Origin of the sequence: Bacillus sp. MM09(2025), assembly GCF_050496725.1 — a bacterium.
GTDB classification, from domain to species: Bacteria; Bacillota; Bacilli; order Bacillales; family Bacillaceae; genus Bacillus; species Bacillus pumilus.
In genome coordinates this window covers 1-21128 of record NZ_JBNWEN010000001.1, presented here as the reverse complement: position 1 = coordinate 21128, position 21128 = coordinate 1, and the positions used below count along the sequence as shown (strand labels likewise).

Annotated in this window: 22 protein-coding genes and 1 pseudogene; 8 read left to right on the top strand and 15 right to left on the bottom strand. The window is 37.8% G+C overall.

Going from position 1 to position 21128, the window contains the following annotated elements:
• Positions 1-230: 230 nt before the first annotated feature.
• From ACQYAC_RS00115 to ACQYAC_RS00075, 9 genes are all read right to left on the bottom strand, one after another.
• A complete protein-coding gene (locus tag ACQYAC_RS00115; protein WP_429942515.1) occupies positions 231-1730 on the bottom strand; it encodes a Kelch repeat-containing protein in 1500 nt (499 codons plus the stop codon).
• A gap of 108 nt (positions 1731-1838) precedes the next feature.
• Positions 1839-3020 carry an alanine racemase gene (gene alr, locus ACQYAC_RS00110; protein ID WP_429942514.1) on the bottom strand — a complete coding sequence of 394 codons (1182 nt, stop codon included), beginning with the start codon at positions 3018-3020 and terminating at the stop codon, positions 1839-1841.
• A gap of 163 nt (positions 3021-3183) precedes the next feature.
• Complete coding sequence (locus tag ACQYAC_RS00105; RefSeq protein WP_429942513.1) at positions 3184-3813, bottom strand: hypothetical protein; 630 nt, start codon at positions 3811-3813, stop codon at positions 3184-3186.
• Between the two features lie 137 nt (positions 3814-3950).
• Positions 3951-4400 carry a GyrI-like domain-containing protein gene (locus ACQYAC_RS00100; RefSeq protein ID WP_429942512.1) on the bottom strand — a complete coding sequence of 150 codons (450 nt, stop codon included), beginning with the start codon at positions 4398-4400 and terminating at the stop codon, positions 3951-3953.
• Positions 4401-4627: 227 nt separating this feature from the next.
• On the bottom strand, positions 4628-4861 hold the full coding sequence (locus tag ACQYAC_RS00095) for a hypothetical protein (protein ID WP_429942511.1): 234 nt from the start codon (positions 4859-4861) through the stop codon (positions 4628-4630).
• Between the two features lie 236 nt (positions 4862-5097).
• A complete protein-coding gene (locus tag ACQYAC_RS00090) occupies positions 5098-6219 on the bottom strand; it encodes a tetratricopeptide repeat protein (protein WP_429942510.1) in 1122 nt (373 codons plus the stop codon).
• 232 nt (positions 6220-6451) lie between these two features.
• A complete protein-coding gene (locus ACQYAC_RS00085) occupies positions 6452-6973 on the bottom strand; it encodes a ClbS/DfsB family four-helix bundle protein (RefSeq protein ID WP_339165550.1) in 522 nt (173 codons plus the stop codon).
• A 168-nt stretch (positions 6974-7141) separates the two neighbouring features.
• The gene (locus ACQYAC_RS00080) at positions 7142-7567 is read right to left on the bottom strand and encodes an N-acetyltransferase family protein (protein ID WP_429942509.1); all 426 of its coding nucleotides are present in this window, start codon (positions 7565-7567) and stop codon (positions 7142-7144) included.
• 31 nt (positions 7568-7598) lie between these two features.
• Entirely contained in the window at positions 7599-8168 is a 570-nt protein-coding gene (locus ACQYAC_RS00075; protein ID WP_339165546.1) for a TetR/AcrR family transcriptional regulator, read from the bottom strand.
• Positions 8169-8354: 186 nt separating this feature from the next.
• Here ACQYAC_RS00075 and lpdA point away from each other — a divergent pair, with 186 nt between their 5' ends.
• Entirely contained in the window at positions 8355-9749 is a 1395-nt protein-coding gene (gene lpdA, locus ACQYAC_RS00070) for a dihydrolipoyl dehydrogenase (protein WP_429942508.1), read from the top strand.
• 117 nt (positions 9750-9866) lie between these two features.
• Here lpdA and ACQYAC_RS00065 read toward each other — a convergent pair whose 3' ends face one another.
• On the bottom strand, positions 9867-11021 hold the full coding sequence (locus ACQYAC_RS00065; protein ID WP_429942507.1) for a CynX/NimT family MFS transporter: 1155 nt from the start codon (positions 11019-11021) through the stop codon (positions 9867-9869).
• Positions 11022-11148: 127 nt separating this feature from the next.
• On the opposite strand from ACQYAC_RS00065, the gene ACQYAC_RS00060 reads away from it, so the two are divergent.
• The 4 genes and pseudogenes from ACQYAC_RS00060 (at position 11149) to ACQYAC_RS00045 (ending at position 14307) form a co-directional block, all read left to right on the top strand.
• Positions 11149-12045 (top strand): LysR family transcriptional regulator, encoded by an 897-nt coding sequence (locus tag ACQYAC_RS00060; protein WP_144462290.1) that lies wholly within the window; start codon positions 11149-11151, stop codon positions 12043-12045.
• Between the two features lie 9 nt (positions 12046-12054).
• Positions 12055-12609, top strand: a pseudogene (locus ACQYAC_RS00055) (GNAT family N-acetyltransferase).
• A gap of 112 nt (positions 12610-12721) precedes the next feature.
• The gene (locus ACQYAC_RS00050) at positions 12722-13420 is read left to right on the top strand and encodes an aspartate/glutamate racemase family protein (RefSeq protein ID WP_429942506.1); all 699 of its coding nucleotides are present in this window, start codon (positions 12722-12724) and stop codon (positions 13418-13420) included.
• Between the two features lie 23 nt (positions 13421-13443).
• Positions 13444-14307, top strand: a complete 864-nt coding sequence (locus ACQYAC_RS00045; RefSeq protein ID WP_429942505.1) for a LysR substrate-binding domain-containing protein — start codon at positions 13444-13446, stop codon at positions 14305-14307.
• Between the two features lie 31 nt (positions 14308-14338).
• Here the strand turns inward: ACQYAC_RS00045 and ACQYAC_RS00040 are convergent, their stop codons facing one another.
• The 5 genes from ACQYAC_RS00040 to ACQYAC_RS00020 all read right to left on the bottom strand — a co-directional run bounded on the left by ACQYAC_RS00040 (position 14339) and on the right by ACQYAC_RS00020 (position 18387).
• Positions 14339-15169, bottom strand: coding sequence for an SMI1/KNR4 family protein (locus ACQYAC_RS00040; protein WP_429942504.1), 831 nt, complete (start codon positions 15167-15169; stop codon positions 14339-14341).
• A 110-nt stretch (positions 15170-15279) separates the two neighbouring features.
• On the bottom strand, positions 15280-15453 hold the full coding sequence (locus ACQYAC_RS00035) for a hypothetical protein (RefSeq protein WP_012009624.1): 174 nt from the start codon (positions 15451-15453) through the stop codon (positions 15280-15282).
• Positions 15443-16561, bottom strand: coding sequence for a Rap family tetratricopeptide repeat protein (locus ACQYAC_RS00030; RefSeq protein ID WP_429942503.1), 1119 nt, complete (start codon positions 16559-16561; stop codon positions 15443-15445). The genes ACQYAC_RS00035 and ACQYAC_RS00030 overlap by 11 nt, the downstream gene beginning before the upstream one ends.
• A 205-nt stretch (positions 16562-16766) precedes the next feature.
• A complete protein-coding gene (gene catA / locus ACQYAC_RS00025; protein WP_429942502.1) occupies positions 16767-17429 on the bottom strand; it encodes a type A chloramphenicol O-acetyltransferase in 663 nt (220 codons plus the stop codon).
• 127 nt (positions 17430-17556) lie between these two features.
• Positions 17557-18387: a sialate O-acetylesterase gene (locus ACQYAC_RS00020; protein ID WP_429942501.1), complete on the bottom strand. Its 831-nt coding sequence runs from the start codon at positions 18385-18387 to the stop codon at positions 17557-17559.
• A 162-nt stretch (positions 18388-18549) separates the two neighbouring features.
• On the opposite strand from ACQYAC_RS00020, the gene ACQYAC_RS00015 reads away from it, so the two are divergent.
• The 3 genes from ACQYAC_RS00015 to ACQYAC_RS00005 all read left to right on the top strand — a co-directional run bounded on the left by ACQYAC_RS00015 (position 18550) and on the right by ACQYAC_RS00005 (position 20310).
• Complete coding sequence (locus ACQYAC_RS00015; protein ID WP_429942500.1) at positions 18550-18969, top strand: stress protein; 420 nt, start codon at positions 18550-18552, stop codon at positions 18967-18969.
• A gap of 133 nt (positions 18970-19102) precedes the next feature.
• On the top strand, positions 19103-19291 hold the full coding sequence (locus tag ACQYAC_RS00010; protein WP_342491643.1) for a hypothetical protein: 189 nt from the start codon (positions 19103-19105) through the stop codon (positions 19289-19291).
• 623 nt (positions 19292-19914) lie between these two features.
• Positions 19915-20310: a hypothetical protein gene (locus tag ACQYAC_RS00005; RefSeq protein WP_429942499.1), complete on the top strand. Its 396-nt coding sequence runs from the start codon at positions 19915-19917 to the stop codon at positions 20308-20310.
• The last annotated feature ends 818 nt before the right edge of the window (positions 20311-21128 follow it).

Below are 21128 nucleotides of genomic sequence, written 5' to 3'. Positions count from 1 at the left end.
CCTATTACCTCCATGTATGTGGGACCTGACAGACGTCCTTGTCTGAAAAAAGTCCTTTGTTCTAGGGCTTATCAACCCTGACAATTCTATTATCGGACATAGTTATAGGATGTTTAGCAGATTTTTAAAAAAATATCGTATTTTTTCATGACGTTGATCCTAATTTGAACAATTCTATAAAAACAAAAGCTGCTGATCTATCATCAGTTAGCTTTATCGTTTTATGAATATCAGTATTGCTTGATATCAAACATTAAGATATTTTGGTACACCACATAATCCTTCTTACTTGTAAAAGGCCCTTTATTATGCTCATCATTGATTTCATAGAAGTTCATCCCAATTCCAAAACTTCTCTCTTTATACCAGTTTAGAAAATCGTTAATTTCTTTCATTGAAAGCAAATAATCCTTTTGCAACCCGTTTATCATGGTAATTGAAAGTATACCTTTTGTTACTTCTTCACCTGGCTTTGTTCCATCTTGATCCTTTGGTTCTTCGGTTGTGCCATCGCCTGGCTTTGTTCCATCCTGATCTTTCGGTTCTTCGGTTGTGCCATCACCTGGCTTTGTTCCGTCCTGATCTTTTGGTTCTTCTTCTGTGCCATCACCTGGCTTTGTCCCGTCCTGATCTTTTGGTTCTTCTTCTGTGCCATCACCTGGCTTTGTCCCGTCCTGATCTTTTGGTTCTTCTGCTGAACCATCGTCTGGCTTTGTTTCACCTTCAGCAATTTGCAGGTCTTTTAATGAGATAGAGATTACTGATTTGTAATCACTTTTAATCGATTTTGAATGATAATCTTGCTTGAAATTTCGTCCACCTATGATATATATGGTATCCTCAATCGTTACAGCACTTGAACCTACTCTAGCTTCAGGTAAATTGATCGAGCTTCTTTTCACAGAATTCGTTTTAGCATCATAAAACTGTGTGTATGGTGATAATAGACTGGATCTGTCGTCATACTGACCTCCAGCCATAAACAATTTCCCCTGATATGTCGTAAATGCAGCCCCTAGTTGATAAAAATTCAACTTTGATTTCGTTTGTACCCATTGATTTGTTTCAATGTTATATTCATATACTTGGGCATTATGGAGATTACTAACTGTTCTTTCTCCACCTGTGACATAAATTTTGTTGTTAATAACTTCTGACATAGACATACCAGTAAATTGCTGAGGAAACATTTTCAATTGTTGCCATGTATCCGTTTTTGTATCATAACTATAAAAATTATGTTCTTGATAAGGACTTTTATTCGTTGCAAGAATATAAATCTTATCATTTACAACACTCGCGCTTATATCACCTTTTGTCACAGCTAGGTTTGGTATATTAATTGGTGTTTCTGACCATGTATCGGATTCTACATCATAAATATCAATTGTTTTTGTGCTATCTTGATATGCTCCTCCAATGACATATATTTTTTTCCCTATCGCCACTGCCGCACTATCTGTTCTTTCTCTTGGCATTTCAGCTTTTGAACTCCACTCATTTTTGTCAGGATCATACATGTAGGTATTTTTATTACTATGTGATTTTTCACTACTTCCCCCAAAAACAAAAATCTTCCCATCTACTACTACGGAACTTGAATGAAGTCTCTCTTCCGGTAAATCCGCTCGCTTCGTCCAGCCATTTGCCTCAGCTGCATCAGCTTTTAACGGATGAATTGTGACCATCATAAAAATGGTCAAAAGCACTAGAAATAATCCTTTTTTCATCATTTTTTTCCTCCATATCTTAAATATCCCTCCTCTTATCGACATATTTGTAATAAAATTTAATTTTTATCATTGTATACTAGAATCAGCATTTCCTGTTATTTACCTTCACACATACATCACCGGCGTCGATATTTTAATAATCTTCCCGCCTCGACGATAAAATCTTGGGACGCGGCGGCTTAGGGTGGCGATAACTTCGTAGTTGATTGTATTGAGCATTTCAGCGATTTCATCGACAGAAATTTCTCCGCCCTTTTGACGTCCGTAAATGACGACTTCCTCGCCTTGCTTTGCTTTCATTTCTCCTAAACTGATCATCGTCATATCCATTGTGACTCGGCCAGCAATCGGCATTCGTTCTCCACGGAAAAGCATAAATCCCCGATTTGATAAAGCACGTGAGTACCCATCTGCGTAACCGATTGGTATGGTGGCAATGACTTCATCAGGCTTTGCTACATACGTTGCCCCATAGCTGACGGTCCTTGGCTTTGTTACCATTTCCTTCACGAACGCAATTCTCGCTTTTAAACTGAGAGCCGGCTCTAGCTGAACAGCGTCTAAGCTTTCAATGTATTGCGAGGGATACAGTCCATAAAGTCCGATGCCCAGCCGAATCATATCGGCGCTAAATTCAGGAAACGCGATGGCAGCCGCTGTATTGTTCATATGTACGGTCGGCAGCTTAATTCCTTGTTTTTTCAAAAAGCGAAGAAAATCAATAAAAATACTGTGCTGCAGCAGCGTGAAATCAGGGTCAGGCTCATCCGCAGTGGAGAAATGCGTAAAAATTCCGTCCCAGCTAAGGTTTTCACTCTTTTCAAGGGCTTCCACTACTCCTAACAGCTCTTCCTTCGTCCGTACACCTAGTCGCCCCATCCCTGTATCGACATTGACATGTATCCCAAGCCGGCGCTGACTTTCTTCTTCTGCTAAGATCTCATTTGCTTCAACAATCCAGTCTTCACGAAGGCCAGATAGATCAATTCTCCAGGCCGCAGCCCTTTTCACACAATCGAGCGGAGTAAACCCAAGAACCAAAATCGGCGCTTCAATTTTTGCTCTTCGCAGCACAATGCCTTCCTCCAAGCTAGCAACTGCAAGCTCCGTCGCACCGCTTTCCAGTGCCTGCCGAGCTACCTCCACCGAGCCATGTCCATAAGCATTCGCCTTCACAACAGCCATGATCTTACTTTTCCTTGGAATATGCGCTTGAATGGCTTCGATATTTCTTTTAATCGCATCAAGATTGACTTCGATCCAGACTTCCCTGCATAGCTTTTTCATTTATTTTTCCTCCTCATCACATGAGTGTTCTTTCTATCTCCATGTTCACTTTTGTGTCTAGTCTATCTTTATTCATTTTTGAGAAAAACATTCAGCTACAATGACTGAACCTGCTTTGTCTTGTCTCACAAAAAAAGAAACCACATCAACTGTGATTTCTTCTCTATGTGCGATGATATTCAATTTCATCCGCCGATTTCATCATTGCATCAATATCATGATAAATCTCCTGTAAATTTTCCCGTTCAGCTAAGTATTGAGCATTGCTTTTATGAACAGGCACATCAAATTGCAAGAAGTTGATCGTGATCGTTGATGACTCTCGGTCATTCATTATTAATCTTAATTCAAGCGTTGAGACCTCTTCTTTATCATCTCTCTCAGCTGAAGCAATCGGCACCCCATCTTCTAACATCACAACTTGTTTCAAATCTTTCAAGTATAGCTCAGTGACTGCAAATCTATTTTTACTAGTTGACCCATCAGGCTGATGTTCAATAAAGCGCATTTTCTTTAACTTATCATCAATCGCAAATCCCTTATCAACTTGCTCTGAGAAGAAATAGGTAGATGCTTGAAACCCATCTTCGTGAAAAAGCATCATCATTTTATCCATTAATATGTTTGGATCATTCTGTTCTTTTCGCCTTTGTAATCTACCGGCAATGAATAAAATGACCATTCCTCCGATGATGCTGAGAGCCGTTCCCAATCCATTCCCTACATCTACGAAAACAGTAAAACCTAAAACAGCAATCATAAAAGCAATGATAATGCCTATGATGAATATCACACAATGCTCCTCCTATCATGACCCTTCATGAATGGTTTAGCCATAGTATAGCATTTGAAGTAAGGCGATTTAAGAATATTTATATGAAGAAAACAGACCATAAAGATCTGCTTTCCCATTGAACTTCATTCAAGTATTTAAAAGATAGGCAGTAAGAATTCACACACGCCTTCTTCTTCTCTATATCTCTCCATAATAGATGCCTGACGCATGTTCAATTGATTGTTTTGGATCATTTGAGGCAATTGGCTCCAAAATAAATTCAATTTTTCGGTTGTATGTGTCACTGTAAACACAGCATACTTTCCCCCTTCAAAATGTCCAGTCTGAACCATTTGATCTTTTGAGAAATCTCTATTTGTCATCAACATGAGGTCGTATCTGCATTTTTCTGGTGAAATTTTTCCAGGATCATCTTGAGGAACACCATATATACCAAATTCCTTTAATTCATCAATTAATTGATGTTGATTGATCCATTTTTTAAATCTCTTCATCATCTCTACATTTTCTCTGCTGCCATATGGTCCTATATTTCTCATATACACCATTTTCATATTCGTTAACATTTCAATTTTGTAATTCATGATTTCCCTCCAACTCTTAGTGGAAGATTGGCCAATCATTCCTTACATCCAACGGTAACACCCTTTAAAATATAATACAGCAGGTTATTAAAAATAATTGAATTATGTTGGAAAAATATTCACTGGAATTGCGATTTAGATCATAAATTAAGTCATCTCATCATCTCTTTAAATAGCATATCCCATTTTTAAAAATAAAAAAGAACGGTCTTTAGCCGCTCACTGGTTTATTGATTTTCCTTTGAAGATTTAGCAAAGAGAAGGGTAACAATCAAATAGATAATTGTTCCGAAAAACAGACCATTTAACAAGCTGATAAACAACATCTTACAAACCAGGCCAACATAATAAGACACTGGCGCCCCTGGAAACACAGCCATATTGAACAGACTAATCATAAAGGTTAAAGCAAAAAATATAATGAAAATCTTTCGAAATACTGTTGATTTTAACATTGTCATTTCACTTCCTCCTCAGTATGTTTTCTATGGAGAAAATATTCTTTGTTCATAGCGTATATTCCGTTTTATAGTAAAAAGCCCTTAAAGGGCTTTTTACTTAAGCAGTATAACCAATACTTGCAGTGTGACCTCTCCTAGCTTCATCATGACTGGCTGTCACTTCAGACGTAAAATAACCAACAACACTTATGACACTAATCATCACGAATACCACTGATAACGTTTTAAATTTCATACTAACAGTCCCCCCGCTTTACTTGAGTTTGGAAATAAAGAATCTTTTCATAGAAATGCATCGCGTTGTCTTTATCTCCCATTTCATTATAATATTTTGCAGCATCTTTTGCTAAATCTTCGAGGTCAGGATACATTGACTTTACTTCTAACAATTCCATTATTTTTTCCAACTGCTCAAAATTGTTGTCAATGTATAGAGATCTTAAAAACTTGAATATCAATAATAGAACATGGTCTTTCAGCTTTTCAGATAGTTCTATACCGTTATTTAATGCATATGTACCTAAGTCCTGTTCTTTCTTTTTGAAGTAAGCTTTTGACAACATAATGAGCGGATCTAAGATTCTATTTAAATGCTCGTATCCCTGCTCTTTAAATGCTCGAATTGAATCATTAAAATGAGTAATCGCTTGTGCTAATTCTTTGTTATGAAAATAACTCAACCCTAAATTATAAAGTGCTGATCCTTTTAATCGTTTTGTTGAGTTGTCGGCGGCTTTTTCTAGTGCGTGTTGAAAATGGGGTATCGCTTTTTCGGGGCAGCCCATATCGATATAGTTTAATCCAATCACAAAAGAACATTGAATTTCTCTCACTGTGTATGTATCTTTTTCTCTGTAACAGTCTATCGCCTGTGCAATATGGTGCATCGACATGTGGGTTTGTTTCATGTGGTAATAAATTTCTGCCATCTTGTAATTGAACTCGGCACGTTCAATATCGTCGCTGACAAGAGACAGCTTTTTTTCTGCCCGCTTATAGAAGGTAATCGCATTTAGGTATTCATAGTTTTCAAATTCATACATGCCGTAGAAAAAATTGAAATAATACTCGAGCAATCCTGTTAATTTCTCTTGATCCCTTTTGATCTTCAGTGCGAGTTCCCTAAAGTTCGCCCGCTCTTTCCCATTTTCTAAAGGATTCAAGTAATCAAGCAATAATTTATGTCTGAACTCCATAAGTGAGAAATACAATAATAAATCTTGATTTTCTTCCATATGATCAAGCATTGATTTGATTTCCTCTTTATATGCTTCGGCGTCCGGTACGTTAAATCGTTGAATGTGATAATACCATTCATTGATTTTCAAACCGACGTGAGAAGAAAGCACTTTCTCCATCAGCCCTTCCCCCTCCCTCTATTTTCCCTATAATGACATATATTATCATTTCATAAATCGTCCGGCACCGAAAAGAAACCGCAAAAGAACAAAAAAAGCTTCTTTAAAGAAGCCATGTGTGTGATCGTAATTTTGATAAGGAAGAATAACTGAGCTTGAATCAGTGCCCTCGACCTCTCCTCCTGTACTCTCTAATGATACATTCAGGTCTACATCTAGTATATCCTTCACGTCATACTTGTTTTAATCGTTTCCATTTACGAATTTGAGTACGGAAATTTTTAAAAGGGGCAACGGTATTCACATGAATAAATTTATAAACTGGCCAGACAGCCTTTGCTGTAGCGTCATCCGCCCATTTTCGTTGATGAGGTTCAAACACTTCATCTTCACTCATACGATCTAACATATTACAAATAGTTAAAACATTCTGTTTGAGCTGAGCTCTTAATGCGACAAGTGATTGACAAGCATACTTCTCATTAAAAAGAGAATATAATGCGCCAAGCTGATTCCATTTATAACCTTCTGCTGGCGTATGGACAACCCTTCCTTCAGTTTCGTCTTGCTCCCATTGAAGTAGCAGGGTAGTCCAGCCAACTTGATAGGCCAAATTTTCTGCAGGAGTTCGGCTTACATCCTCTATTTGATCATCTTTCATTTCTTCTGGGATCATATCGAATTCTTCATCGTATTGATTGTACGATTTCATGATTGCTTGCTTTAAAACATCTTTTGACTCATAGCTTGTCATATGACTCACCTCTAGTTTTTTTGTGCAAATTTTTCTCGGAACATATCTTGCAAAAGTACAAAAAAGTAACTGTAGCTCATGATACTGAAATTATTCTTAATCGAGCGAAAAAGCAATAGCTCAATAAAGTAAAGCTATAAGAGCGGCTGCGAAAAAAGAAGACACTCTTTACGTTCCATCATAAACAAACACCCAGTATCTCTCCCCAGGCTCCCCTTCTTCTACAACAGCCTTCCAGCCTCTTTTTTGATAAAAAGATAAAGCCTTGTGATTGTCAGAGACACATTTGAGGGTGACCGGTGTTCCGAGCACTTTGATAGCATGTTTGAGCAGCAAATCACCAGCCCCTTGACCAGCAGCTTTTGGATGCACAAACAAGAGATGAATAAAACGATCTGGTACATAGAGCGAGATGAATCCAAGGATTTTGTTGTTTTTCTCAGCTAAGAAAATTTGCTCTTCCTGCGTATCTTGATCAAAGTCTTGCAGATTGATTTCTTCTGTATTAAGCCAGTGAAAGCTCTGACGGCGGGATGCTAAATAGATTTGTCTTAATTGTGGATAATCTTCTATGCTTGCTTCTCTAATCAACATCGCATCATCCCCTATGTTTTTTATTTGAATGTTATGTCGCCTCTAGAATGTGTTTTGCCTGTGTTCTGCCTGCCAATAACAATTGATCACTGAACTGCGAATCATTGACAGCTCGTGCAAGAGCAATTGTACCAATCATGCTGCTTACTAGTGCGTAACTCTTAGAGAGATCTATGTTTCCAGCATCAGCTATAAACGCCATAAATCGTTTCAGTTCATCAGTATAAACTTTCCGTACCTCTTGCGATAATTGAGAAATCTCCCCTGCAAGCGCAGGCAGTATACAGCCGACCTCCGTCTGATCACGGTGAACGGAACTTAAATAGAATTCAATGATCGTCTGAATTCGAGGCTGATCTGCTTTCTTGTTTGCAACACTTTGCAGCAGCTTTATCGTATCAGTAATAGCAAAATGAAAAGCCTCTATCACCAACTGATCCTTGTTCTTAAAGTGAGCGTAAAACCCTCCATGAGTTAGGCCTGCCCCTTTCATAATGAATGGCAAACTGATATTACGAACGCCATTTGTTCGAAATGCTCGTGCAGCACTTGCAATGATTTGCTCTCTCACTTTTGACTTATGACCTTTCGGATAAGGCATCTTCTTTCTCCCCTCCTTCACTTTAACTCTTGCTAAGTGTGTTTATCAAAATATTATAATCATCATATTTTCGAGTGTCAATTGACTGAAATCCAACTTCCCTCACTTAGATGGGATTGACTTCATTAAAATATGATGGATATAATATATTATGATCATCATATTTTGAAGATGGAGGTGCAAGAAATGATTCATTTAGAAACAGTAGATACATTAGTGATCGGATCAGGTCCGGGAGGCTACGTGGCGGCATTACGTTCAGCTCACCTCGGCATGAAAACAGCGATTGTAGAGCGTGATCAATTAGGTGGAGTGTGTACCCATGTAGGCTGTATCCCATCTAAAGCACTGATAGCAGAAGCAGAGCGTTTCAAACTCCGCACACAATGGAGTGGTTTTCAAGAAGGCGGCTCTTTCAATGAAGCTCAAGCGTTCAAAAAAGCTGTTGTGGAAAAACAAGCTGGAGGCGTCCAATTTTTGCTAAAGTCAGCGGGAGTTACCATTCTGGAAGGCGAGGCAAGCTTAATCGATCAGCATACAGCGGTGATTCAACTTGCCGAAAAAGGTAAAAAGCGAATCAACTTCAAACACCTAATACTTGCAACTGGTTCCCGTCCAATTGAAATGAGATCACTCCCTTTCGGGGATCGTATATTGTCTTCAACTGAAGCACTATCCCTTCCTAATATTCCGAAAAGCCTTGTCGTAGTTGGGGGTGGTTATATTGGGGTTGAACTTGGACAGATGTTTGCAAGGTTCGGGGCAAACGTCACCATTTTGGAAGGCGGCAATCAAGTATTGCCTGGCTTTGAAAGTGAACTTGTCTCACCTGTCGTTCGACAATTGAAAGAAGATAACATCACCCTGATTACAGGAGCAAATGTCACAGATGCCAAGCAGCATATAAACGGAATTGATCTTCATTATGAGAAACAGAAAGAAAGCTACACGGTGAAAGCGGAATATGCTCTGATTACTGTCGGAAGAAAACCAAATACAGATGGAACATTAGGTCTTGAATCTATCGGGTTGTCTATTACCCAACACGGACTGATTGAAATTGATGAACAATGCAAAACATCCATTCCGCACATATATGCCATTGGTGATATCACCAAGGGTCCTGCTCTGGCTCATAAAGCTTCCTATGAAGCGAAGGTGGCAGCTGAAGCAATCGCTGGGAAACCTTCGATAATAGATTATAAAGCGATCCCACTTGTTGTGTTTTCCAGCCCAGAATTGGCGAGTGTCGGAATGAGCGAAACAGATTGCAAGCAACAATCCATTCCGACTGTCATTGGAAAATCAATGTTCTCCATTAATGGTCGAGCACTGGCACTAAAAGAACCAGAAGGATTTGTGAAGATTGTAGCCCATGCTGAATCTGGACTTATTTTAGGAGCACAAATCGTAGGTACAGAAGCATCTACTCTTATATCAGAACTTTCTCTCTCAATTGAAGTTGGTGCTACAGTAGAAGATTTAGCAATGACGATTCATCCTCACCCAACATTAGGTGAAATAATCATGGAAGCTGCAGAAATGGCCACCCGTAAAGTTGAAAAATATCTATCACGATAATTGTTTAATGTGTAGTTTCTACAATTGAGCAAAATAATCGCCATAGCCTATTTATTTAGGAATAGGCTATGGCGATGTCAAATGAGTATTAATATTAAAACGTCGGTCAATTGATCATTAATTGGATTCTACTTCGCGCTTTTTACCAAGCTTCATAGATAACTGAACGCCAATCATCAGCATGACGATGACAAGCATTGCCACAATAGAAGCATAAAAATGTCCGCTTAGATCGAAAACTAAGCCAATGAAAAACGGACCGAATCCTCCCATGATATACCCGCCCATCTGCGACATGGCGGACCAAGTTCCGGCTTCCTCTGGAGTACGCGTCTCTATAATCGGTAGCATGAGCGCTAAAGGAAATAATCCACCTGCACCCATACCTAGGAAAATGACAGCTGGCAAGATTGGCATCGGCAGAAGAAGAAAGATGAGACCAATCAGCTCAGACAGACTGCATAAGATGAGAAATAATTTCGGTTTTCCTAATCGAGTAACGACCGCTGGAACGAGTAGTGCCACCGGAATCTGAATGAGTGTAAATATGGTCAGCAGCATGGCAGCATATTGCGGACTGTTTCCGAAACTAAGAGCAATCGGTGAAATCCATGCCGTCAAAGAATAAAACATGCTGGACATAAAGCCAAAAAACAAGGTAAATTGAATCGCCTTTTTGTTTCGCAGCGGCAATTTTAGCGGCAAGGCAACAAAATCACTCTGCTCATTTTTGCGAGCAATACCTACCCAGAGAATAAGCGCGATCACCCCTAGAATAGCCCAGCAAGACAATGCAAACGGAAGATGGTGACTGCGCAGGTAAATCGGAATGGTGAAGCCGGAAGCAAGTGCTGCACCTATTGTCATCGAAATGGAATACACACTGACGATACCAGGATTTCTCGGGAAATACTTTTTAATAAAACTAGACAATAAAGGACCCGCGAAGCTAATCCCTACCCCTCCTGCAAATGCAGTCATAAGCAGGATAGCGACTGATTGGCTTGTACCCCGCAGCGCTGTAGCGATCGTGATGAGAAGAATCGAGAAAAAAAGCGTTCTCTCTAAACCAAATCGCCTGCTGAGTGTCGTCGCAACGGGAGCAAATACCCCCATACAAAGGACAGGTAAAGTGGTTAAAAGACTTGCTGTCAGTGCGTTCACACCAAGCTCTGATTGGATCATACTCATCATAGAAGCGACGGACGTAATGATTGGGCGCAAGTTTAATGCTGCTAAAAATAAAGCGGCTAAATAAAATATTTTTTTCATCAATGCACTTCTTCCTCTCTCAACTTGTTGAAGTTACTTTGAGTATAAATCCGCCGCATTCATTGATCAATACAATAATTCGTATTATGATGATAGTAAAAAACTATGATTAATGAAGGGATGACAAATGGATACTCGGCATATTACATATTTCATGGCAGTATTTGATCATTTACATTTCACAAAAGCTGCTGAGCAATTAGGGATATCACAGCCTACATTAAGCCAGCAGATTCGGCTGCTTGAAGCAGAAGTTGGGATGCCGCTCTTTGATCGAATCGGCAAAAAAGTCGTTGCAACCGAAGCGGGTTCTCTGCTTTATCAATATGGGATGAAAATGCTTCAAGCTGAAAGAGATGCAAAAAATGCGATGAAAGAACTATTATCTGAAAAACGGGGAAACGTTCGACTTGCCGTTCTCCCCTCCGATCTTGACTTTCAGCTTGTTCCGCTTTTTGTAGAATTTAAAACACTTTATCCCGAAACCAATTTGAAAGCATATTCAACGATCTTCGTTCGTGAAGAAGTACTGTCGCATAAAGTGGATCTCGGCATCGGGCTGCGAGGGCCTGCGGATAAGCGGCTTATTCAAATTCCACTTGGAAGTGAGCCCTACGAATTATTTGCTCATTCAGAAAGTGAACTAGCCCAAAAATGTGAAGTGACATTGGAAGAGCTGACGCAGCATGCTTTGGTCATGTATCCGAAGGGATATCTAGGAAGAGATTTAGTAGATGACGTATGTAAAGAACAGGGTGTTGAACTAGACACTGTCATGGAAGTTGGTTCCGCATCTTCATTATTGCAGCTGGTTGAAGCCGGCATCGGTGCAACCATTCAGCCGCGAGGATTGCTGCAACAACATGCGACATGGTCAAATATTGTGTCGATTCCTATTGCTGATCCGGCACCTGTTCGTCACTTAGAATTAACTTATTATGCAGATCGATTTGTCAGTAAAGCACAGCAGCAGCTATCTGAATGGCTGATTGACTTTTTCAAATCAAAAACAAACGAAAAATGAGGGTAAAACATGAAGAAGGTAAACAGCGTATTTACAAGAACAAACCGGATAGTAATTCGTCAATTTGATCTACAAGATATTGAGGCATTTTATCAGTATCGAGCAACCCCCTCTATTGCAATCTATCAATCCTGGGAAAACTATTCGTATGAACAAGCTGAATCATTTGTTTAGCAACAAATGACGCAAACACCTAATCAACCAGGGACATGGTTTCAATACGCCATTGCATTTTCTGAATCCAATCAACTGATAGGAGATTGCGCCATTCATACACTTGACAGTGAGCCTAGAATCGTCGAAATCGGATTTACACTCGCACCTGAATTTCAAGGAAAAGGCTATATTCAAGAAGCCTTGAGTTCAATGATCGAATATATTTTCACTACACTGAACAAGCATAAAATCATTGCCTATACTGATGTGCGCAATGAAAAATCCATTCGAGTGCTGGAACGTTTAGACATGAGACGCGAAGGACATTTGCTTCAAAATGATATGTCAAAAGGACATTGGGTTGATGAATATCAATATGCGATTCTTCAATCAGAGTGGGCCGCTTAAGCGGCATTAAAAGACGCTCTTGATAAACCTTCTATATACATATAGAACTTTTCTATAACGCTCACCATGCTTTCTTTTTTTATAATAGAAAAAAAGAAATGTGGTGGCGTATATGTCTACAACGATCGGAATCATGGGCGGGATGGGTCCTTTAGCAACGGTTGATCTGATGAAAAAAATCATTTCACATACTCCAGCGATAAAAGATCAGGATCATCTTCATGTGATTGCTGATAATTATCCCCAAATTCCTGATAGAACCAATGCCATATTTGGGAAAGGCGAAGATCCTACAGAATATATGATTGCATCAGCTAAAAGATTAGAACGCGCAGGAGCGGACTTTATTCTGATTGCATGCAATACCGCTCACTTCTTTTTAGAAAACGTACAACAATCCACTCATATCCCTATCATGAATATGCCATTAGAAACCGCAAATTACCTAATCAAACATCACTATACGTCTGTGGGCTTACTATGTACTGATGGCACATTAAAAACCAAGCTCTACCAAAAAGCTTGTGCTCATCACAAGATTGATGTCATGACCCCAAGTGAAGAGCTTCAGAAAAATGTCATGAATGGGATATATGCAGTGAAAGTAGGAAAATTGAGTAAAGGCGAAAGTGAACTGGCATTAACTTCAGAAATTTTAATCAATCAAGGAGCCGAAGCCATCATTGCCGGCTGCACAGAAATCCCTTTAGTTCTAAGGCCAACCAAAGCTGTGAAAGTGATTGACCCTACTGTCATTTTGGCGAAAGAAGCTGTAAAATTGGTGTATGAGCTTGAAAAGCTAAACATTTAAAGAACGTCATATAAGGGGATAACATGAATTTTGAGAATATAGAAGCGTTTATTTATGTATGCCAGCTAGGCAGTATCAATAAAGCTGCAGAAGCACTCTATTTAACCCAGCCTTCTGTTTCGGCACGTATTCAATCGTTAGAAAAGGAATTAGACCTGAAATTATTTGATAGACAGAGAAATAAATTATCTCTGACGGAAAAAGGTGAACAGTTTTACCCGCATGCCAAAAAGATTCTCCATTCTTATCAAGAAGCAAAGCATAGTCTCAAACAAACGATGATCCCTTATGAATTGACAATTGGATGCGCATCCTCTATTTCCAATAATCTATTGCCTAACATATTGCCCGCCCTAAAAGAAAAATACGAAAACCTGAAAGTGAAAATTGTAACAGGACATTCAAAGGATGTTGTCCAAAAAGTGATTAACAACCAAGTAGACTTTGGCATTGTCAGAACTGAAACACATCCTCAAATTGAATCAATCCCTATTTTCAGCGATCCAATTGGGCTGTTCGTCCCAACTCATCATCCGCTTGCCAGCCTTGACAATATCAATATGAAAGAACTAGAAGAACAGCCTTTTATTTTCTTTGACTATGGGTCATTTGATTGGTTGATGCTTCACCGATTATTTCAAAAAAACAACATCACACCGAACATTTCCATTGAGGTTGATCACATGGAAACCGTGCTACAAGGAATGGGCCTATCGTTTCTTCCTCATCATTGCGTTAGAAATGAGGTAGAACAGGGAACATTAAAACAAATTTCAATCGATCCATCCATCAATTTCAACATCAATATCGAGTTCATTTATAAAAAAGGGAAATCCAAATCCGTTTTCATTGATCAACTCAAACAGTTTTTTCATGATTTAGATTAAAAAGCCCTTTACAGGGGCTTTTCTTCTTTCACTATTGTTTTTCCACTGGATGAATGTCTTCTCCCAAAAAAGCGGTATTAGGATCCCCACTCTTTTCTAAAAACTCAGCCATTTCTTGCAGCTCTTGATTGATACGGTTATTTCTTGGCATATCTGGGTTTAATAGAAGCATGGAGTGAATCGTTGTTGCTGCTTCATACAAAACATGTTGATCGTTTATCTGTTGGATGCATTGTTTCATACGATTGAAAAACCATTCGATCTCTTCTGTTTCTTCCATCGGATAATGTGCCATTTTGAATAGATTCTGCTGACGAAGGTCCTGCCTCTCAAATATGTGTTCAAGCTCTTCTTTACTGACATACAAATCCGAAGCTTCCTCCTCAACTTCTACTACTTCTACCATCGCATCTTCAGCTGTATATAACTTCTCAATAAAATCATCGAAAGTTTCTGCCAGCTTAAAATCTACTTCCAGCTCTAAATCAAAATAGTGAATAGAAGGATGTTCCTTCGTTTCTCGATAATCCATGGCGATCCATGTATCTTCTTCTCCGCTGATGATCACAAGTCCCTCAGGCAGATCCAATTCATTACTTAACCGAAGACTATTCATGATGCCATCATCTTTGGCGATTCCTCTTAAATGGTCAAATTGAACATGATCCTCAGCCCATGAATTCGGCTGTTCGGTTGGAAAAGCATTACGAACTGTAAACCCGCCATTCCATTCTAAAATGAGCTTTTTGTATGTATCAGGTAAAATGACTCCAAGTGTGCCCTCTGCTTCATGAATTTGTTCCTCATCTATCTTTTTTAACGTAAAAGGACTCTCTTCTTCTTTCTCCCAGAATGATTTCAAATTGGGTGCCTCCTCGTATCTATTGAGATAAGTATAACATTGACCAAATGTTCATTTGCTCATTCTACTTCATAAAAAAAACAGACTCTTAAAGTCTGTTTTAATCTTGTCTATACGTTTTCAGAGGTTGTATTTCGATCAATCATAGTCGTGTTTCGATTTGATTTTTGTTCCTCCATTGTTGTATTCCGAATTGATTTTGTTTCAATGATTTTTAAAGTTTCTGCTGTTGAAACACTTAACAATACAATGGATAAAATGATTAGTAATTTTTTAATAATCATACAGACACTCTCCTTTTTGAATATCATTTTGAGCCTTAAGAGCCTTTTTGTAATATTCGGCAGCTTTTTCAAAGGCCCCTTTTTTTTCATAAAATAACCCGACACTTTGAGCAAATGCTTCCACATAGACATGTAGTTTCTTTTCTTCAAAAATATCAAACACTTCTTTCAAAGCTTGTTCATCAGTATCCATATAAATAGCTTTTAATGCTTTAAATAACAAGACACTTAGCGAATCATTTACCTTTGAGGAATATATAAGTCCATCTTCAACGAGCAGATCCGCTTCATCAGTTTGATTAGACTTGTACAGCGACCAACACAAACTAAATAGAGTGATTGGCGTTATGTCACTTTTTTCTGAAGAAATGACATCTAACACTTCTTTATAATGCTTTATTGCCTCTGTATACTTTGATTGCCTATCATATGTATTACCAATATTTAATAATGTTTTTGCTACTAAACGTTGATCGTTTGCGCCCACAGCAATTGAATAAGCAGTCTTTAAATGTTGCAGCGACTTTTCATATCTCATGAAATCATCATAATTTCCTGCTATGACAATTAGGCTTTGAATTTGACGAACTCTATACTGTTCATGTTCTTTATAAATATCTAGTGCCTTTATGATGTGATGCATAGACACATGCGTTTGCTTCATAATATAGTAGGCCTCAGCCACCTTGAAGTGAAACTCCGCTTGCTCAATATCATCGACAACCAATGCGAGCTGCCTCTCAGCGATCTTGTAATATTGAATAGCCTGTATGTATTCTTTCTTACTAAATTCATGCATTCCTCTAAAAAAGGCATTGTAATATTGCAACATACCGGAAAGTTGATGATTAGAATTCTCAATTTTATCAACCAAATCAGAAACAGAAGGTGATCTTTTTTCTGAAGGCTTGATATAATCAAGCATAAGCTGATGTCGAAAGCACATCAATTGATAATAAATGAGTAAATCTTGATCTTCTTCCATCCGTTCAATTTCTTGTTCTACCTCAGCTTTCAAAATCTCTGCATCTGGAACGCTGAATTGCCGAATCATTTTATACCATTCATTTATTTTCACACCTACATGTGAAGAAAGAACTTTCTCCATCCCTTATTCCCCTTCCACCAAAATCCCTTATATGACATTTATTATCACATACAGTAATTTACAAAGCACCGAAAAGAAACCGCAAAAAGAACGATTGTTACATCAATAAACCTTTGACACAATTCATGATCATCACAAAACAAAAAGGCAGACTCATTTCAGTCTGCCTTCATCTTCTAGATTTCCATGAGAACACCTTTTGTCTTCAGGTAATATGCAATGAATCATTTAACCACTCTTCACAATGTTCAAGAAGCCATCTCAAATATTCCACATATTGACCCACATGATAGCCATCACAAACAGCATGATGTACTTGAATGGCAACGGGCAAAATGATTTTTCCTTCTTCCACCTTAAATTTGCCTATCGTAAATATTGGCAGTAAATAAGCTTCATCTGTAGATACATTAAGGTTAAAAGAAGTAAAATCAATCCACGGTAGACTTGAAATATTGAACATGTTTTCTGGCATATGAGGTTTCGGAAATAGGCTGCTGCTTTTGCTATATGTTTCAATGTCGGCTACACAGCTTTTATAAAACTGAGCAAAGTTTTCATCATAAGGCGTCCAAATACTTGAAAACGTCTTTGTTTCTTTATTTAGAATTGTATAACTAGGATGGAGAATCTCCCAGTAACCAAGCTCATCGTTCACTTGATCCATCCGAAACTCAGGAATTTTTTGCACAGCTCTTGCTAACAAATAAATTTGCACAGGATATACTTTTAGCTTTTTTTCTTTTAATATTGCATGTAATTTCGTGATGTCTAGATTGACCACCAAGCTATATGAGCATCGGGTTAATGTCATATAATGATGAAAGTGCTCTTTTCGCGGGTAATTTTCGTCTATTTGTTTAAACATTTTTTATCTCCTCCTGAATTTGATTTACTGTATTCAGGAGGAAACTTTATCTGTTTTCACCACCACAATCATCCTTTCAAAAGATATGTCATGTTTCTGTCTATTCAAAGTCTACCATGAGCTTTGCTTACGATAAAGCCTTCAGCAACTCTTCGTAAGTCATCTTGCCCAACGTGAATTTTTCTAGTGCTATATATGTTTTCTCCGCTGAGGTATTCATTCTATTATGACATTCATTCACTAGCTCATGTTCATTTGGTAATGGTTCATGTATATGTTGTGTTCTTCGAAATGCTTCATAGTATCTTATACCAAATATTCTTTGGGACATCGCATTGATGTGAATTCCGTCCGGATTAGATATAAGGCCTTTCGCAGTAACATAATAACAATTTTCATGATGTTGTGCATATTTTTGTAGTTCCTCATTAATACGTTGATATTCCACACACCCTGCGCCAAATGCTGCCTTTCCCAAGAAATCGCCCAAACCTCCTATCAAAAGCGGAATGTTAGGGACAGATAATTCAGTTCTTAGTTCATGAAATAATCTTCGTATTTTTTCATCGTATTCTTTGTATTTCCCATCTTGGCTGTCACTTTCTCCTTGATGCCATAATATCCCGTCCAATTCGCTATCTTCCTTTGCAAATTTAGCTTCATTTATTGCATGACGAAATAATGCCCCATCTCGTGACCACTCATCAATGGAACTGCCACCTTCGGCACATGGAATAAGACCAATCTTTTCTCCCTCATGATCCTTGCACCAAGTCTCCGCGAAGGAAGCCGCCAGTCCTACACCAGCGACCGGCCTATCAAAATGAATAGGTTCAGTCATCATTTGCCATCTTCCATTTCGCAGCATCATGATTCTTTCATTATAAATCGGAGGCACTTCATGCTTGAAGCCTCGACCCGCCATATTAGATTGTCCAATTAGTAAAAATGATTTCATACCTTTCCCCCTCTAAATATTTTATCAAATATATATTTACCTGAACGTTATCATTTCACCCTTCCTTTGTTTTTCATATTTGTCTACTTTTGTCGAAAGGATAGTAAATAGGAATTACTTAGTGTAATATCCTTATGCATCTATCAATCAGGAGGATCTACTATGAAAAAATGTTTTGTATTATTTTTTATATGTTTATTATTGTTAACAGCTTGTAACAGTGCAGCATCTACTAAAAAACAGCTTACCACAGACAACGTGATTAAAGCTTTCAAAAGTGCTGGGCTTGAAGCAGAAAAACCAACTGATCTTGAACAAAAAGAGTTTGGAAATATAAGAGAAGAAGGAAAAAGGATTCTCATTCCTTCTTTAGGTGAAAATGCTGGTGGAAGGATTTTTAAATTTGGAAATGAAACTGATCTTAAGCAAGCAAAATCTTATTATGATGAGTTGGGCAATGCTGGATCTATGTTTTTCTCTCACACATATTCAAAAGGGAACTTCTTATTACAAATGAATGGGGAAATGAAAGATTCTGAATTTGAAGAATATAAGAAAGTGATGGATAAGGAAATAGATTAGTCTAATTTTACTTCTTGCTTCTTTAATTTTTAAAAAAGGAGGATTCCGATGGTCCCTATTTCAGATGGCGGCGAACAATTATAATGAACTAAAACACATCTAAATGGTGAAGTAACGAGGAGGTTCTTGGTTAGTGACACAGGAAAATAAGGCATCAAAAAGTTTGTTAATTACTTTACCCGCCGCTATTATCGCAATTGTATTGATTTTAGGGAAAATTGATACACCTGTAACAAACATTTTATTTTATGTAGTAGCTTTTGGTGTAATTGGTTTAACTGTTTCAAGCTTAATAAAAGACTACAAAAAAAAGAAAAATTGATGACTTTCGAAGGTGTAGCTATGAAAAACAGGATAATGAGTCCTTCAATAGCAGAAATAAGGTTACCAAAATACGGTTTTATGATCTTAACCACACTATGAAACTATTGTATTGTTAAATGGCTCACCTGTCGTATCTTAAATTGACCACACTGAAAAAATACAGTGTGGTTTTTCATTTCACTAATGTTTTCTTTTGTTTTAGAAATACAACAAAAGCCACTCTTGACTATCTCAAGAATGGCTCTGTATCAACATCTTTTCATACGATTCCGACTGGGTTCGAACCAGCGATCTCTCCCCGTCAAGGTGAATGACCTTATCCGAAACTTCCAGATGTTCTCTTAAAAATTTAATAAGATTCTATGCTAAGCCTTTCTAATAAAAAATGTGCACTTCTGAAGAAAACTGAAAGTTGCAAAACAAAAAATTGAACAACCAATTTTAAAGGAAGAATTTAATTGTTTTTCTAAACTAATCTCTCCCATCTTAGGGAATGAAATATAAATTCTTTATGATATAATTCAATATCAGTTTAAAAAAGCCTTTGTTGAACTTTAACAAACGATCCGGATTACGTCACAAGAAGCTTTTATAAAATGTATTTTTAGGAGGTTAACATTAGTGAACAGCTCCCCCAATGAATTGAAACTTACCATTCCAACAGGATGTGACAATGCTCCCAGGAAGCAAATAATCATTGATTTTACAGTAGCTATATTAACACGGCAGAATGAAGTAATTAATGAATATGCGGATGAATCTATTATATGGTTTCAGTTAAAGGATAATACAAAGCTTGAAGGACGAAATACCTTAATCTCCACTTTGTACAAAGAGGACAGAGAAATCGTTAGCGCCCTTGAAATTTACCAAGTAATCACACACGGAAAATTCGCTTCAATAAATGGTGTAATGTTATTAGCGAATGGTTTAAAAATTGATTTCTGCGATGTCTATATTTTTAGTAGTGCTGCAAAATCTGGAAAGATAAAGGAAATCAAATCATATAGGATTTAAACGGTACTGGTCCATTTATTAAGTGACTCAAAAGGCGTTGCGTACAAATTTGATACGTTTTTCAGATATAATAAGTGTAAAAACACCCTAACAAAAAGTAAGGGTGTTTTTTAGCGAGGTATTTATTATTTATAGTTTTTTTGTCCTCCATAAGTAACTCCATTAGACTCAGACATAATACAAACACTTCGGCATGGCCAGAGTTGATAACATCCTCCAAATTTAAAGCCCAAAATGGTGTCTACATAAATCCTTGTTATGTATGTTTTTAAGGTGCTATTTAATAATATGTTAGCAATTTTACTTCTTCGATGTGACTAATTAACAAAACAAAAAAACCCTTGCTAGGCAAAGGTTTGAACGATGATTCCCACTGGGTTCGAACCAGCGATCTCTACCCGTCAAGGTGAATGACCTCTCCGAAACAAACAGATGTTCTCTTAAAAAGACTGATTTAATAAGATTCTATGATGAGCCCTTCCGATAAAAAATGTGCATTTCCGAATAAAACCGAAAGGGTTCGTCCCCAATAGCCCCAAAAAACAGACCCTACAGGTCTGTTTTAATTTTGCCTATACGTTTTGAGTTGTGTTTCTAATATCTTTTGATCAGCAGCCGTAGTCTTCAAATCGACCTTGTTTCCCATACTCATCTGCATATACTATTTAGCATGCTTCAGCATAAGCGAAACGCTGTTTCTGCTCTAAATACTGAAAGACCTAGGGCAACTGCTTCTCATTTAAATTAATAAAATAAATCGGTTTATACCATTTTAACAAGTAGAAATATCTCATCCTTATTTTAATATTGGCTTACGT

Bases quoted from the DNA above. Each gene is read 5' to 3' on its own strand.
- ACQYAC_RS00115 (WP_429942515.1), bottom strand. From the start codon at position 1,730: ATGAAAAAAGGATTATTTCTAGTGCTTTTGACCATTTTTATGATGGTC.
- alr (WP_429942514.1), bottom strand. From the start codon at position 3,020: ATGAAAAAGCTATGCAGGGAAGTCTGGATCGAAGTCAATCTTGATGCG.
- ACQYAC_RS00100 (WP_429942512.1), bottom strand. From the start codon at position 4,400: ATGAATTACAAAATTGAAATGTTAACGAATATGAAAATGGTGTATATG.
- ACQYAC_RS00095 (WP_429942511.1), bottom strand. From the start codon at position 4,861: ATGACAATGTTAAAATCAACAGTATTTCGAAAGATTTTCATTATATTT.
- ACQYAC_RS00090 (WP_429942510.1), bottom strand. From the start codon at position 6,219: ATGGAGAAAGTGCTTTCTTCTCACGTCGGTTTGAAAATCAATGAATGG.
- ACQYAC_RS00085 (WP_339165550.1), bottom strand. From the start codon at position 6,973: ATGACAAGCTATGAGTCAAAAGATGTTTTAAAGCAAGCAATCATGAAA.
- ACQYAC_RS00080 (WP_429942509.1), bottom strand. From the start codon at position 7,567: ATGTTGATTAGAGAAGCAAGCATAGAAGATTATCCACAATTAAGACAA.
- ACQYAC_RS00075 (WP_339165546.1), bottom strand. From the start codon at position 8,168: ATGCCTTATCCGAAAGGTCATAAGTCAAAAGTGAGAGAGCAAATCATT.
- lpdA (WP_429942508.1), top strand. From the start codon at position 8,355: ATGATTCATTTAGAAACAGTAGATACATTAGTGATCGGATCAGGTCCG.
- ACQYAC_RS00065 (WP_429942507.1), bottom strand. From the start codon at position 11,021: ATGAAAAAAATATTTTATTTAGCCGCTTTATTTTTAGCAGCATTAAAC.
- ACQYAC_RS00060 (WP_144462290.1), top strand. From the start codon at position 11,149: ATGGATACTCGGCATATTACATATTTCATGGCAGTATTTGATCATTTA.
- ACQYAC_RS00050 (WP_429942506.1), top strand. From the start codon at position 12,722: ATGTCTACAACGATCGGAATCATGGGCGGGATGGGTCCTTTAGCAACG.
- ACQYAC_RS00045 (WP_429942505.1), top strand. From the start codon at position 13,444: ATGAATTTTGAGAATATAGAAGCGTTTATTTATGTATGCCAGCTAGGC.
- ACQYAC_RS00035 (WP_012009624.1), bottom strand. From the start codon at position 15,453: ATGATTATTAAAAAATTACTAATCATTTTATCCATTGTATTGTTAAGT.
- ACQYAC_RS00030 (WP_429942503.1), bottom strand. From the start codon at position 16,561: ATGGAGAAAGTTCTTTCTTCACATGTAGGTGTGAAAATAAATGAATGG.
- catA (WP_429942502.1), bottom strand. From the start codon at position 17,429: ATGTTTAAACAAATAGACGAAAATTACCCGCGAAAAGAGCACTTTCAT.
- ACQYAC_RS00020 (WP_429942501.1), bottom strand. From the start codon at position 18,387: ATGAAATCATTTTTACTAATTGGACAATCTAATATGGCGGGTCGAGGC.
- ACQYAC_RS00015 (WP_429942500.1), top strand. From the start codon at position 18,550: ATGAAAAAATGTTTTGTATTATTTTTTATATGTTTATTATTGTTAACA.